Origin of the sequence: Cohnella sp. CFH 77786, assembly GCF_019400745.1 — a bacterium.
GTDB lineage: Bacteria > Bacillota > Bacilli > Paenibacillales > Paenibacillaceae > Cohnella.
In genome coordinates this window covers 60,864-74,162 of the sequence record NZ_WJIB01000023.1, presented here as the reverse complement: position 1 = coordinate 74,162, position 13,299 = coordinate 60,864, and the positions used below count along the sequence as shown (strand labels likewise).

Here is a 13,299-nt window from a genome sequence, read left to right as displayed (position 1 = left end):
CTGATATTGAGCCATAGCAAATCCTCCCCTAGAATGTTGTCTCGACAACCTCATTCTAACCGAGGATTTTGACTATGGCTCTCCTATTTCTCACCATAGCTTTTTACACAAGTATACGGACTCAACTATTAATGCATGCAGAAACCTCTTAATTTGGCGATTATTCGAATTACTAATTGTATTCTGGCCTTTAGTCGGCGATTTTGATAGGATTTTGAAAGAAATAACTGCATTTTGGTACTTAGCGATCATGCTACAGGTCCAAAAACAGCCGCGGTTGGGGCCGCAAAATGCATACGCATAACCCCCGCATACGCATAACCCCCGCATACGCATAACCCCCGCATACGCATAACCCCCGCATACGCATAACCCCCGCATACGCATAACCCCCGCATACGCATAACCCTCATTCCCCCTCATGCGCAGCCTCCGCGCAAACGTGGGAATCCGCTCTTGGGAAGCAAAGCACCGCGTATTTTAATATCCCTCCCGTTCGGATACACTGGTAGGCAGATCGGGAACGTTCGGACAGGAGGGTCTAGGATGGGCAAAGTTTTGCGTTTCGAGCTGCAGGTTCCGGATCCGGAACAGGCTGTCGCCTTTTACTCCAGGACGTTCGGATGGCAATTCGTCAAAATGCCGGGAGCGCGCGATTATTGGTTCATCCGTACGGGGGAGCCGGGGGGACGGGGAATCGACGGGGGCTTGATGCGCTCTCCGGACGGCGAGACCCGGACGGCCAATTCGATCGAAGTCGAGTCGATCGACCGGTTCCTCGCCACGGTGACAGCGAACGGGGGCAGCATCGTCGTGCCGAAGACGACCGTTCCCGGCATGGGCTACTTCGCCTACTGCACGGACAACCAGGGTTTGTTGTTCGGGATATCGGAATCAAACGCCGACGCCTGAAACGGAAAGGGAGGCCTACGATTTGGTTACCGGTTGCCAATCGTGTATACTGATTTTGTCCTTGTAAGTTATCAAATGGAGGTAGCGGAAAACGATGAACACGGTCATGCTGTTTTTGCACGTGGTTGGCGCTGTCGGCATGGGGATTTACGCCATTCTGCCCTTTCTGGCGGGGCAATTCCGGAAGCTGTCCGGCGCGGCGCAGGAAGGATTGGCAAGCGGGCTTGTGACCGCGGGCCGGTTTGGTCAATTCGCCTTGGTGCTCCAATTGCTTACCGGCGGTTATCTGATGTCACAGTTGGGCTTGGATTACACGAGGGGATGGATGATTACGGTCGGGATCCTTTTCATCGCGATCGGAGCTTTGACGGGCATCGTCCAGAAGCCTCTCAAACGGATTGCGGCCGCCGCCAAGGAAGGCCGTGATGCCAGCGCCGATGTCGGCAGGGTCAGAACGCTCAGCGCCATTGTTTTCATTTTGTTCCTTGCCATTCTGTGGCTGATGCAAGATCCTTGGTACGCGTAAATCAACCGGCCTACATCCATCCAACCCGCGCCGCTCCCCTGTGGGAGGCCCCGCGCGGGTTTTTTCCATTTCTTAATCGTGTTGGACCCGCTTTCGAAATCTTGCTTTCCTATTCCCGAAACCTATCAGGAAGGGGATCGGGTGTCTATAATAGGGAGTGTCGAAAGGAGCGATCGGAGATGGACGATCCGGTTTTCGCGGCGGTTTATGCCACGATGCTGAGAAGGGATACGGCATATGACGGGATTTACTATGTCGGAATCGTGACGACGGGCATCTTTTGCCGGCCTTCCTGTCGTTCCAGGTTGCCCAAACCCGAGAACGTTCGGGTTTACCGGAGCATCGAGGAAACCCGGAGAGCCGGATTCCGCGCTTGCAAGCGATGCAAGCCGGATACACCCGGCAGGGACGGTCCGGATGCCGAGCTGGCGGGGCGAGTCACGGACCTGATCCGGCGGCAGTACTCGGAAAACCTCACGCTGGGAGAGTTGGCCGCGCGACTGAACGTGAGCCCTTACCATCTGCAACGGGTATATAAGCGAACGACCGGGTCGACGCCTGCCGAACGATTGCTGCGAACCCGGCTGGAAGCGGCCATGGATATGCTTGTCCGGGATGATCGGCCGGTTACCGATATCTCCGGAGCGGTCGGTTTCCGCAGCCCGTCTCATTTCTCCTACGTCTTCCGCAAAGCGGTCGGATGCTCGCCGATCGACTATCGGGCAAGAAAACGTCAGGAAACTTCTAACAACCTGCAACTGGAGGGATAACATGAACGCGCAGGCAACCGAAGTTTATTGGGGGACGCTGAGCCATCCTCTGTTCGATAACCGCCCGCTGCACGTCGCCGCTACGGAGAACGGGCTGTGCCGGGTCAACTGGCCGCACGAATCTTTCGCGGATTTGCAAGATTGGGTGAACAGACGGATCCCGGGAGCGAAATTGATCGAGGACCGGGAACGGGTGTCCGAGTACGTCTCGCAATTGAAACAATTTTTGGACGGCACGAGGAAGACCTTCGATCTGCCCGTTGATCTGCGGGGGACGCCGTTTCAAGTATCCGTCTGGAAGGCGCTCGCCCGGATTCCCTGCGGGGAAACCCGGAGCTACTCGGATATCGCGGAAGCGGTCGGTCGGCCGAATGCGGTTCGCGCCGTCGGCACGGCGAACGGTGCCAACCCGGTTCCGATCGTCGTTCCGTGCCACCGGGTCATCGGCAAAGATGCCGCTTTGACCGGATTCGCGGGCGGCCTCCGGGTGAAGGAAGATTTGCTTCGGCTGGAAGGGGTCCGGGGCTTCACGCAGAAGGGGCACGCGCGATTCCGGTTCTAGGCCGGACGGACGACGGGGATGGCAAGCGGGCAGACGCCCGCTTTTATTTATGTTAGAATGGGAGAAATTTGTCGCAAAATCCGGAGGTTTGGTGAGTGGAGTCGGTTTTGTATGCGTTTGTGAAAGGCTTCTTGTTCAGTCTGGCGCTATGCCTGGACCTTGGCGTCGTGAACATCGCGATCATGAAAACAGGTCTGGACCGGGGGTTCGGCGCGTCCTTCCGCATCGGGTTCGGATCGTGCTTCGGCGATGCCTTCTACATGGCGCTTGCCGTGCTAGGATGGACCGCCGTGTTCCATTATTCGGCCGTGCGCTGGATTTTATGGGTCGGCGGTACGCTGGTGCTTCTGTGGCTGACGAAAAACATGATCCGCGATACGATCCGCCCCAAGACGTTGAATGGAAACGGCGAAGCGGTAACAAGCCGCGGCGGATGGGGAGACGTGCTTGTCGGCGCGGGAATGGCTCTGACTTCCCCGACGCTGATTCTCTCGTTCGCGGCGATAGCCGGTCCCGTGGTGGCGGATTTGAATATTCGGGACGGCGCGGTATTGACGGCTTTCGTCATCGGCTTCGTTGCTGCCGGACTCTTATGGTCGGTGTTGATCGCTTGGCTCGGCAGCCATGCCGCGAAGCTGGGCCAAGGCGTTATCCGCACGATGTCGCTGCTGTCGGCGGTTCTGTTTCTCGCGTTCGCGGCCAAATTGTTCTGGGATGGCTTGCGCGATCTCGTGTTGTCGCGGTAAATCCGGCTTCGCCCGGATCCGAGTTCTGCCGAGGGAACAGCGGGCTCGGTTGGGCGTAACTTCCTAAAGAAAACGGGTTGGCAGGAGAGCTCCTGTCCAACCCGTTTTTTTGCATACCTCTTGTTGGTTTATTCGTCTTCCTTCTCATCCTCCGACAACTCGTCGATCGTCTTCTCGAAGCCGGGAGCGAGCCGTTCAAGCACCCAATCGATCTCGGGCATGCCAAGCTGCCGCAGCTTTTCCTCGCTTTGCCGGCGGGCGGTGGCGAACTCGCGGTTGCCCATCGACATCTCGCTCAGGCATTTCAGGTACGCGTCGAGCACGTCGGCCGCCTTGACGTATTTGACCGCCTCGGGGTCCGCGCCGTTCCCCGTCAATAAGGGCCGGTAAACCCCGCTGAGCTCGTCCGGAACCGTGCCCAGCAGCCGATCGGCCGCGAGGGATTCGATCTCTCGGAAATTGGCCAGAATCCGCGGATTGTGATGCTTGACGGGGGTCGGAATGTCGCCCGTGAACACCTCCGTCGCGTCGTGGAACAAGGCGTACGCCGCGGCTTTGTCCGGGTCCACGCTTCGCCCGAACACGTCGCGAGCCACCGTGCCTAGAAGATGGGCGAGCAGGGCTACGTGATAGGAATGCTCGGCGACGTTTTCCGACGTCGTGTTCCTCATCAGGCTCCAGCGTTCGATGTTGCGCAGCCGGTATAAGTAAGCGAGAAAATGATGCGCCATGTAACCAGTCTCCTTCCGTGACAGTCACCATTCTACTGGATTAGGGCGGTTTTGGCGATATCCGGGGCAATGGAAACGCGAGTTTCGTTCTCGCGGCGGGATGCTTTCGATCGGGGTTTGAGATTCATCCCGGAATCGAAGGTGTGTTATTATAGAAGTTATGAGAAACCGACCAGAGAGGGGAAAACCGCAGCATGTCCACCTTTGAACAAAGCGTTTACCGATTGATCGTCGAAACCTCGACCAACCTGCCCGCGGACGTGCGCCGCGCCGTCGCCGCAGCCCGCGAGGCGGAAGACCAAGCGACGCGCGCCGGACTGTCCCTGGCCACGATCGCGCAAAACATCGAAATGGCGGAGTGCAACGTTTCTCCCATTTGCCAGGATACCGGCATGCCGACCTTCATCGTCCATACGCCGGTCGGGGCGAACCAGATCGTCATGAAACGCGAAATCCGCGAAGCCGTCGCCCGCGCGACGAAGGACGGCAAGCTGCGCACCAATTCCGTCGACTCGCTCACCGGCGCCAACACCGGAGACAATCTCGGACCGGGAACGCCCGTCATCCATTTCGAGCAATGGGAGCGCGACGATATCGAAGTGAAGCTGATCCTGAAGGGCGGAGGCTGCGAGAACAAGAACATCCAATACAGCCTGCCTTGCGAGCTGGAAGGGCTGGGCAAAGCCGGCCGCGACCTCGACGGTATTCGCAAATGCATCCTGCACGCCGTCTACCAGGCGCAAGGCCAGGGCTGCAGCGCGGGCTTCATCGGCGTCGGCATCGGCGGCGACCGCACGTCGGGCTACGAGCTGGCCAAACACCAGCTGTTCCGTCCGGTGGATGACGTCAACCCGATTCCGGAGCTTCGCAAGCTGGAAGAGTACGTGATGGACAAGGCCAACCAGCTGGGAATCGGCACGATGGGCTTCGGCGGCAACGTCACGCTGCTCGGCTGCAAAATCGGCGTGAACAACCGGCTGCCGGCCAGCTTCTTCGTTTCGGTCGCTTACAATTGCTGGGCGTTCCGCCGTCAAGGCGTGATCCTGGACGGATCGACGTTTGAAATCAAAGAATGGGCTTACGAGGGCGGCTCCGCGGTGAAGATGAACGCGTCCGCGGCCGAACGGCCCGCGGCGGCATCCGGAGAGAAACGCCGGGAGGTCGTGCTCCGCGCGCCATTGTCCGAAGAGGACGTCCGCCAGCTGCGCGTTGGCGACGTCGTCATTCTGAACGGGGAAATGCACACGGGGCGCGACGCGCTGCACAAGCATCTGATGGACCACGACTCCCCGATTGACCTGAACGGAGGCGTCATCTACCACTGCGGGCCGGTCATGCTCAAGGATGACGAAGGCTGGCACGTGAAGGCGGCAGGCCCAACGACGAGCATCCGGGAGGAACCGTATCAAGGCGACATCATCCGCAAATTCGGCATCCGCGCGGTCATCGGCAAAGGCGGCATGGGACCGAAGACGCTGGCCGCGCTCAAGGAGCACGGAGCCGTCTATCTCAACGCCGTCGGCGGCGCGGCCCAATATTACGCGGAGTGCATCAAGAAGGTGAACGGCGTCGATTTCATGGAATTCGGCATCCCCGAAGCCATGTGGCATTTGCAGGTCGAAGGCTTCGCCGCGATCGTGACGATGGACGCGCACGGGAACAGCCTGCATGCCGACGTCGAGCAGGATTCCAAGATGAAGCTGGCCCAGTTCAAAGACCCGGTTTTCGCATAAACCCCATACGCGCTTGCGATAAGGAAGGAGTCCCGACGGGCCCCCGATGACCAAATTTCGCCTCAAGCTGTCTTTGCTGTTCATGCTGCTCGTAGGTTTGTCCGTTCTGGCCGCGGGTCTGCTGTCCGGACATTCGTACCGTCAAAATCACCAAAATTCGTTGCGGGACCACATGATCCGCGAAGTGAAGCTGATCGACGCGACCACGCCTTGGCCGGATGGAGATCCGGAGGCGAACCGCGAGGAATTCGAAAGGCGGACGAAGAACTTCAAGGAAGTCGCGGGGATGAGGGTCACGTACATTGCCCCGGACGGCACCGTGCTGGGAGACTCCGACCACGACCCACTGACGATGGACAACCATCTGGGTCGAGCGGAGGTCCAGCAGGCGCTTCAGGAGGGCATCGGCAGCAGCATCCGCCGGAGCGACACGCTCGGCGAGAAGATGATGTACGTCGCCATGCCGGTAAAGAAGGACGGCCAGCTGAAAGGCTTGATCCGGCTGTCCATGAGCTTAAGCGACGTCAGCAGCGGGCTCCACGACATGTGGACAGCGCTCGTGTTCAGCCTCCTCTTGCTGTTCGCCTTGGCTGCCGCCGTCAGCTACCGGGTCGCCCTCGGCGTCACCCGGCCGCTGGAGAGGATGACATCGGCCGCTGAGCGCATGTCGAACATGGATTACGCGATTCGCGTGCCCGAAGGCGGCCGCGACGAGATCGGCGCGCTGGCCAGGGCCTTGAACCTCATGGCGGAAAACCTGCAGGTGCAGCTCGAGCTCATTCGACGCAACGGGGAGAGGCTGCAGGACGTACTGGACAACATGACGAGCGGAGTCGTCATGGTCGGGGACGACGGTCGGGTAACGCTGTATAACCGGCAAGCCGAAACGCTGCTCGGAGGCGCGGCGCGGGAGCGCGTCGGCCGGCCCTTTACGGATATCAAGCAGCATTACGAGCTGGTCGGATTGATCCGGACGGGCCTTGAGACCCGCGAACCACTCTACCAGGAGCTGCAGGTTTATTACCCGGAAGAGCGGCTGCTCCAGCTGAGCCTCGTACCGATGACGCTTAGCGGGGAAGGGCTGCCCGGCCTCCTCGTCGTGCTGCAGGACGTGACGGCGATCCGCCGGCTCGAGAACATGCGGAGCGAGTTCGTGGCCAACGTGTCCCACGAGCTGAAGACGCCGGTGGCCGCCGTCAAAGGTTTCGCGGAAACGCTGCTCGCCGGGGCGATGAACGATCCCGAAACCGCAAGGTCGTTCCTGACGATCATCCAGGAGGAAAGCGAGCGGCTGAACCGGCTGATCGGCGATATTCTGGAGTTGTCCAAAATCGAGTCCCGGCGATCGCCGCTTCAGTACTCGCCGGTCGATTTCGCGGCCTTCCTGTCCCGTTTGAACGAGCTGATCGGGCCCGAAGCGGCCAAGAAGAACATCACGCTCGACCTGCGAACGGAGGAAGGGCTGTACCTGGAGGCGGACGAAGACCGCCTCGGCCAGATCATGCTCAACCTGCTGCAGAACGGCATCAATTACACGCCGGAAGGCGGCCGGGTCAAGGTACGGGCGGAAACGTTCGAAACGGAGGAAGGAAACGAGCGGGTGCGGATTACCGTTTCGGATACCGGCATCGGCATTCCGAAGAAGGATATTCCGAGGATATTCGAGCGGTTCTACCGGGTGGACAAAGCCCGTTCGAGAAGCTCCGGGGGAACGGGGCTCGGGCTGTCGATCGTCAAGCATTTGGTCGAGCTCCATCACGGCACGATCCGGGTGGAAAGCACGGTCGGCGTCGGAACGCATTTCCTCATCGAGCTTCCCCTGCTTCAACCTTAAGGTTGAAGCAGGCGTTTTCGCCTATTAACAAAACTTCCATTTTACATTCACTTAACCTTGGGGTGACTCCCTGCTTACACGGGCGTGATAAAAAGGGGTAGTGAGCACACCACGGCAGGGAGTCTGCCGGACCGGAGGAATGTATGTCGGACAAAGTGCTGATCATCGAGGACGAACCTACGCTTGCCCGTCTCGTCACGTACAACCTCTCTCAGGAAGGTTACGAGACCGAAGTGGTCGGCAACGGGGCGGAAGGTCTACACCGCGCGGTGCATGACGATTATGCCGTCATTTTTCTGGATTTGATGCTGCCGGGGATGAACGGCTTCGAGGTGCTTCAGAAGCTGAGACAACATGGCGTGAAGACGCCCGTAATCATCCTTACCGCGCGCAATGCGGAAGAAGAAGTCGTTCAGGGGCTGCGCCTGGGCGCCGACGATTATATTACGAAACCGTTCGGAGTCGCCGAACTGTTGGCGCGCACTTCCGCGGTGCTGCGCCGGTCGCGAAACGACGAAGGGAAGTCCGTGGTCCCCTCAGGCGGGGAGAAAGTAATCGCGCTGGGCGATCTGCAGATTTTTCCCGACAAATACGAAGTGTTCTTGAACGGACAGTGGATCTCGCTGCGGCCGAAGGAATTCGAGGTTCTCCTCTATCTGGCGGAAAGGCCGGGCATCGTCATTACCCGGGACGACCTCATGAACGTGGTATGGGGCTTCGATTACATCGGGGGCCAGAGAACGGTGGACGTGCATGTGAGCTCGCTTCGCAAGAAGCTGGAGCTGAACCAACAGTCGGTGCAGATCGAATCGATCCGCGGCGTCGGCTACAAACTGATCGTGAACCGCAAAGCTTCCGCGCCGGGACGTTGATGTCCCGGTTTTTTCGTTTTGGACGTGCCACATCGCGAGGGAATAGCGGCAGGAGATGTGATTCCGCCGATACTGCGGTGCATCGGACGAAATCATGGCGGAGAGACACTCATTCGGCGATTGTGCGATCCGACGGACGGCGCGTAGATCCGGCAATTAGCACAAATAAAGTAAACGATCCTGAAAACCGCTCTACGGCAGCAATCAGGATCGATCTGTTTCCGTACGCGATACAGCCTCATCCGCGGCCCCAGGCGAGCATCCTGCGCTGGAACTCCTTGGGGGAAAAGCCGTTGAAGCGCTTGAACATTTTGTAGAAATGGGCCATGTTCGCCATTCCTATTCGGTCGCCGATCTCGCTGACGCTAAGATCGCGGGTCAGGAGCAGCTGCTCGGCCCGTTTGATTTTGCGGAAGTTGACGTACTCCGTGAACGACATGCCCATCACTTTCTTGAAAAACTTGACGAAGTAGTAGTAGCTCATGTTGGCAAGGCGGCAGGCGTCCTCTACGGCGATGCGGTCGTCGATGCGGGATTCTACGAAGTCGAGCACCGGTTTCAAGCGGATCCGCTCCACGCGGTCCTGACCGGCGAGCAGCCCGCGGCCGTCGTTGCGGATGAGAATGAGGAGCAGTTTCTTGATCAGCATGTTGACGGCCAGCTCGTATCCGGATTCCTTCCGCTGGGCTTCCACGAGGATTTGGCGGATGCAGTCGGCGGCGTCCGCCCTCGCCTTCTGATTTTCGCGGAAAATATAGTTCATCGCACTGAGCGGTACTTTGGTTTCATTAAAATATTGCAAATAGGGAATCGTACTTTGATCGAAAAAACTTTGGAGATCGAATTGCAGCACGATGTAGTCAAGAAGCTCGCCGTGGGTGCGGTCGCTGTGAAGCTGCGAGCTGCCGAGAATGACGACGTCCCCGGCTGCCATCGGATACGTCTCCCCGTCCACGTCGATATCCAGTCTGCCGCTCTGTACGAGCAGGAGCTCGCATTCCGGATGGTAGTGCCAGCGGTATGCGCGTTGGTCGAGCCGGACCGTCTGCCATATTTTCAGAGACAACAGCGGGTTCTCGTATTGGATTTCTTCTTTGACGGGCTGCACCGGACCGACCTCCCGAATAACAAAAAAGCATATAATCCTCCCACTTGAGAGGATGTGATTTCCACCGAACGGTGATACACTTAATTGTAGTAATTACGCAGTTTATTCGCAAGGAGGACAAGCGTTTTGTCTACGGTTAACATTGGAATGATCGGCTGCGGCGGCATCGCCATGGGAAAACATCTTCCTTCGCTGGCCAAAATACCGGAAGTCCGCATCACCGCTTTCTTCGACGTAGCCGCCGATCGGGCGGGCGAGGCCAAAGCCAAATTCGGCACGCCCGAAGCGAAAATCTACGACAACGTGCACGATCTGCTGTACGATCCGAACGTTCAGGTCGTTCACGTGTGCACCCCGAACGACACGCACGCCGAAATCTCGATCGCCGCGCTCGAAGCCGGCAAACACGTGCTGTGCGAGAAACCGATGGCCAAGACGGCGGCCGATGCCCGCCGCATGCTGGAAGTGGCCGAACGCACCGGCAAGAAGCTGAGCATCGCGTACCAGAACCGTTTCCGCCGCGATTCCTTGTGGATGCATGAAGCCGCTCGGGCCGGAGAGTTCGGCGAAATCTACCTCGCCAAAGCCCACGCCGTTCGCCGCCGGGCGGTTCCGACATGGGGCGTATTCCTTGACGTGGAGAAGCAAGGCGGAGGACCGCTGATCGACATCGGCACGCACGCGCTCGACCTCGCGCTATGGATGATGAACAACTACGAGCCCCGCACCGTGCTCGGAACGACTTACCGCAAGCTCGCCGAACGAGGCAGCGAGGCGAACGAATGGGGACCTTGGGATCCTGCCAAATTCACGGTCGAGGACTCCGCTTTCGCGATGATCACGATGAAGAACGGCGCGACGGTGTGGCTGGAATCGAGCTGGGCGCTCAACACGCTGGACGTGGACGAAGCGAAGGTCACGCTGTGCGGAACGAAGGCGGGCGCCGATATGAAAGGCGGGCTCCGCGTCAACGGGGAAGAGCACGGCCGCCTGTACACCAAGGAGATCCAACTCGGTTCCGTGTGGGACAACCAGATTCCGAACGACTCCTCCGAGAAGGAAGCGCGCGCCTGGATCGACGCGATTCTGCACGACCGCGAACCCGTCGTCACCGCGAAGCAGGGGCTCGTCGTGCAGCAGATCCTCGAAGCGGTGTACGAATCGGCCCGCAAAGGCGAAGCCATCAGCTTCGTTTAGATACCGAATCGATCAAGAAGCATTAGAAATTGTCTGCGTTTTCATGTAAAATGGGATGAGGATCGGAAATGTACGCGCGTACATTAACCGACCTCGTTTCGCGAAACATCTATTATCGAAAGGACAGGTGGCTACTGTGAAGCTTGGAGTATTTATCGTATTATTCGGGCAGCAATCGTTCGAGCAGGCGCTGGACACCGCGAAAGCGGCTGGCTGCGAAGCCGTCGAGATCGGAACGGGTGCTTACCCGGGAACGGCCCACGTCAACGCGCGGGCCATCCTGAACGACGAGGCGGCCATTCGCCGGATCAAGGACGCCGTCGATTCGAGAGGGCTTACGATCAGCGCGCTCAGCATCCACGGCAACCCGCTGCATCCGAATAAAGAGATCGCTTCCGCACACCATGAGGATTTCGTCGCATCCGTCCAATTGGCGGAGAAGCTCGGCGTGGACACGGTCATCACTTTCTCCGGCTTGCCAGGCGAATCCGAACATTCCAAGTACCCGTCCTGGGTGACCTGCCCCTGGCCACCGGATTTCCTGACGGTCCTCGAGTGGCAATGGAACGAAGTCGCCATTCCGTACTGGAAAGAGCAATCCGCGTTCTGCCGCAAGCACGGCGTCAAGGTCGCCATCGAGGCGCATCCGGGCTTCCTCGTCTATAATACCGAGACCGCCCTTCGGCTTCGCCGCGAAGCGGGCGACAACATCGGCGTCAATTTCGACCCTTCCCATCTGTTCTGGCAGGGCATGGACCCGATCGAATGCGTCAAGGCGCTCGGCAATGCCATCTATCACGTGCACGCGAAAGACACGAAGATCGACGCCCGCAACACGGCGCTGAACGGCGTTCTCGATACGAAGCATTACGGCGATATCCTGAACCGGTCCTTCGTATTCCGCACGGTCGGCTACGGCCACGACGACGAGTTCTGGAAAGCGCTGATCAGCACGCTGCGTTTGGTCGGCTACGACGGCACGATCAGCATCGAGCACGAGGACGGGATCATGAGCGTGAACGAAGGCTTCACGAAAGCCGCGAGCTTCCTGAACGGCCTGATTCTCAAAGAGAGCGCGGGTGAAATGTGGTGGGCGTAAACAAACGCGCAATGAACGTAGGCATGGTCGGCTATAAGTTCATGGGCAAAGCCCATAGCCATGCCTACAAAGATGTCGGCATGTTCTTCGACATGGACGCGGACGTCGTCATGAAGGCGATCTGCGGCCGCGACGAGCAAGGCGTCAAGGAAGCGGCGGACAAGTTCGGCTGGGAGAGCTATGAAACCGACTGGCGCAAAATGGTCGCACGCGACGACATCGATCTGGTCGACATCAATGCGCCGAGCGACGCGCACAAGGAAATCACGCTTGCCGCCATCGCCGCCGGCAAACACGTCTTTTGCGAGAAGCCGCTCGCGCTGAACCTGGCGGACGGCCGCGAGATGCTGGAAGCCGCCGAGAAGGCCGGCATCAGGCATGCGGTCTGCTTCAACTACCGGTTTCTGCCGGCCGTCCAATTGGCCAAGAAGCTGATCGACGACGGCAAAATCGGCGATATCCATCATTATCGCGCGACATATTTGCAGGACTGGCTGGTCGACCCGGGATTCCCGCTGGCTTGGCGCTTGAAGAAAGAAGTCGCAGGCTCCGGCGCGCATGGCGACCTGAACGCCCACTGCATCGACTTGGCTCGGTTTCTGATCGGCGAATTCGACCGTGTCGTCGGGCATAACCGCACCTTCGTCAAGGAGCGTCCGATTCCGGCTTCCTCCTCGGGGCTCAGCGGAACGGCTTCGGCCGACATAGGCGAGGTGACGGTGGATGACGCGACGGGATTCCTGGCGGATTTCAAAAACGGGGCAATGGGCTCGTTCATCGCCACGCGTTTCGCCGCCGGCCGGAAAAACGGCAACACGTTCGAAATCCACGGAAGCAAGGGCTCGATTCGTTGGGACCTGGAGCGCCTGAACGAGCTGGAAGTATACTTCCGCGAGGACGAGCCGAACGAAGCCGGATTCCGTCGCATTCTCGTCACCGAAAGCACGCACAAATACGCGGGCAATTGGTGGCCGACGGGGCATATCATCGGTTACGAGCACGCTTTCGTACATATCGTGTACGAATTCGTCCAGCACATCGCCCAGGGGACGCCGTTCGCTCCCACGTTCCTCGACGGCGTACGCTGCCAGGAAGTGCTCGAAGCAGTCGATCTGTCGATCGAGCGCGGCAGCTGGGTCAGCGTCAGCGAAGTGTAATCCGGAATATCCGATTTTCCATCAAAGGACCGTCAGGGCAAATTTCCCTGAC

Annotated in this window: 13 protein-coding genes; 11 read left to right on the top strand and 2 right to left on the bottom strand. The window is 58.9% G+C overall.

Annotated features, from left to right (window positions below):
- The first annotated feature begins 546 nt into the window (after positions 1-546).
- The 5 genes from GE107_RS24355 (at position 547) to GE107_RS24335 (ending at position 3,516) form a co-directional block, all read left to right on the top strand.
- Positions 547-912 carry a VOC family protein gene (locus tag GE107_RS24355; protein ID WP_219644086.1) on the top strand — a complete coding sequence of 122 codons (366 nt, stop codon included), beginning with the start codon at positions 547-549 and terminating at the stop codon, positions 910-912.
- Positions 913-1,006: 94 nt separating this feature from the next.
- Positions 1,007-1,438 (top strand): DUF2269 family protein, encoded by a 432-nt coding sequence (locus GE107_RS24350; RefSeq protein ID WP_219644084.1) that lies wholly within the window; start codon positions 1,007-1,009, stop codon positions 1,436-1,438.
- Positions 1,439-1,617: 179 nt separating this feature from the next.
- Positions 1,618-2,208 (top strand): bifunctional transcriptional activator/DNA repair enzyme AdaA, encoded by a 591-nt coding sequence (locus GE107_RS24345; RefSeq protein WP_219644083.1) that lies wholly within the window; start codon positions 1,618-1,620, stop codon positions 2,206-2,208.
- Position 2,209: 1 nt separating this feature from the next.
- Positions 2,210-2,770 carry a methylated-DNA--[protein]-cysteine S-methyltransferase gene (locus GE107_RS24340; protein WP_219644081.1) on the top strand — a complete coding sequence of 187 codons (561 nt, stop codon included), beginning with the start codon at positions 2,210-2,212 and terminating at the stop codon, positions 2,768-2,770.
- 95 nt (positions 2,771-2,865) lie between these two features.
- Positions 2,866-3,516: a LysE family translocator gene (locus GE107_RS24335; RefSeq protein WP_370636521.1), complete on the top strand. Its 651-nt coding sequence runs from the start codon at positions 2,866-2,868 to the stop codon at positions 3,514-3,516.
- 128 nt (positions 3,517-3,644) lie between these two features.
- Here GE107_RS24335 and yfbR read toward each other — a convergent pair whose 3' ends face one another.
- Complete coding sequence (gene yfbR / locus GE107_RS24330) at positions 3,645-4,247, bottom strand: 5'-deoxynucleotidase (protein WP_219644080.1); 603 nt, start codon at positions 4,245-4,247, stop codon at positions 3,645-3,647.
- Positions 4,248-4,441: 194 nt separating this feature from the next.
- Here yfbR and GE107_RS24325 point away from each other — a divergent pair, with 194 nt between their 5' ends.
- From GE107_RS24325 to GE107_RS24315, 3 genes are all read left to right on the top strand, one after another.
- Entirely contained in the window at positions 4,442-5,980 is a 1,539-nt protein-coding gene (locus GE107_RS24325; RefSeq protein WP_219644078.1) for a fumarate hydratase, read from the top strand.
- A gap of 46 nt (positions 5,981-6,026) precedes the next feature.
- Positions 6,027-7,814, top strand: coding sequence for a two-component system histidine kinase PnpS (gene pnpS, locus GE107_RS24320; protein ID WP_219644076.1), 1,788 nt, complete (start codon positions 6,027-6,029; stop codon positions 7,812-7,814).
- Between the two features lie 143 nt (positions 7,815-7,957).
- On the top strand, positions 7,958-8,686 hold the full coding sequence (locus GE107_RS24315) for a response regulator transcription factor (RefSeq protein WP_219644074.1): 729 nt from the start codon (positions 7,958-7,960) through the stop codon (positions 8,684-8,686).
- Between the two features lie 238 nt (positions 8,687-8,924).
- On the opposite strand, the gene GE107_RS24310 is transcribed toward GE107_RS24315, so the two are convergent.
- On the bottom strand, positions 8,925-9,794 hold the full coding sequence (locus GE107_RS24310; protein ID WP_219644072.1) for an AraC family transcriptional regulator: 870 nt from the start codon (positions 9,792-9,794) through the stop codon (positions 8,925-8,927).
- Between the two features lie 147 nt (positions 9,795-9,941).
- On the opposite strand from GE107_RS24310, the gene GE107_RS24305 reads away from it, so the two are divergent.
- The 3 genes from GE107_RS24305 (at position 9,942) to GE107_RS24295 (ending at position 13,247) form a co-directional block, all read left to right on the top strand.
- On the top strand, positions 9,942-10,991 hold the full coding sequence (locus GE107_RS24305) for a Gfo/Idh/MocA family protein (RefSeq protein WP_219644090.1): 1,050 nt from the start codon (positions 9,942-9,944) through the stop codon (positions 10,989-10,991).
- Between the two features lie 136 nt (positions 10,992-11,127).
- Positions 11,128-12,090 carry a sugar phosphate isomerase/epimerase family protein gene (locus GE107_RS24300; RefSeq protein WP_219644070.1) on the top strand — a complete coding sequence of 321 codons (963 nt, stop codon included), beginning with the start codon at positions 11,128-11,130 and terminating at the stop codon, positions 12,088-12,090.
- A gap of 11 nt (positions 12,091-12,101) precedes the next feature.
- A complete protein-coding gene (locus GE107_RS24295; protein ID WP_219644088.1) occupies positions 12,102-13,247 on the top strand; it encodes a Gfo/Idh/MocA family protein in 1,146 nt (381 codons plus the stop codon).
- Positions 13,248-13,299 lie beyond the last annotated feature (52 nt).

What these genes read in the sequence shown, in the direction of transcription:
- GE107_RS24355 (WP_219644086.1), top strand. Translation starts at nt 547, where the DNA reads ATGGGCAAAGTTTTGCGTTTCGAGCTGCAGGTTCCGGATCCGGAACAG.
- GE107_RS24350 (WP_219644084.1), top strand. Translation starts at nt 1,007, where the DNA reads ATGAACACGGTCATGCTGTTTTTGCACGTGGTTGGCGCTGTCGGCATG.
- GE107_RS24345 (WP_219644083.1), top strand. Translation starts at nt 1,618, where the DNA reads ATGGACGATCCGGTTTTCGCGGCGGTTTATGCCACGATGCTGAGAAGG.
- GE107_RS24340 (WP_219644081.1), top strand. Translation starts at nt 2,210, where the DNA reads ATGAACGCGCAGGCAACCGAAGTTTATTGGGGGACGCTGAGCCATCCT.
- yfbR (WP_219644080.1), bottom strand. Translation starts at nt 4,247, where the DNA reads ATGGCGCATCATTTTCTCGCTTACTTATACCGGCTGCGCAACATCGAA.
- GE107_RS24325 (WP_219644078.1), top strand. Translation starts at nt 4,442, where the DNA reads ATGTCCACCTTTGAACAAAGCGTTTACCGATTGATCGTCGAAACCTCG.
- pnpS (WP_219644076.1), top strand. Translation starts at nt 6,027, where the DNA reads ATGACCAAATTTCGCCTCAAGCTGTCTTTGCTGTTCATGCTGCTCGTA.
- GE107_RS24315 (WP_219644074.1), top strand. Translation starts at nt 7,958, where the DNA reads ATGTCGGACAAAGTGCTGATCATCGAGGACGAACCTACGCTTGCCCGT.
- GE107_RS24305 (WP_219644090.1), top strand. Translation starts at nt 9,942, where the DNA reads ATGATCGGCTGCGGCGGCATCGCCATGGGAAAACATCTTCCTTCGCTG.
- GE107_RS24295 (WP_219644088.1), top strand. Translation starts at nt 12,102, where the DNA reads ATGAACGTAGGCATGGTCGGCTATAAGTTCATGGGCAAAGCCCATAGC.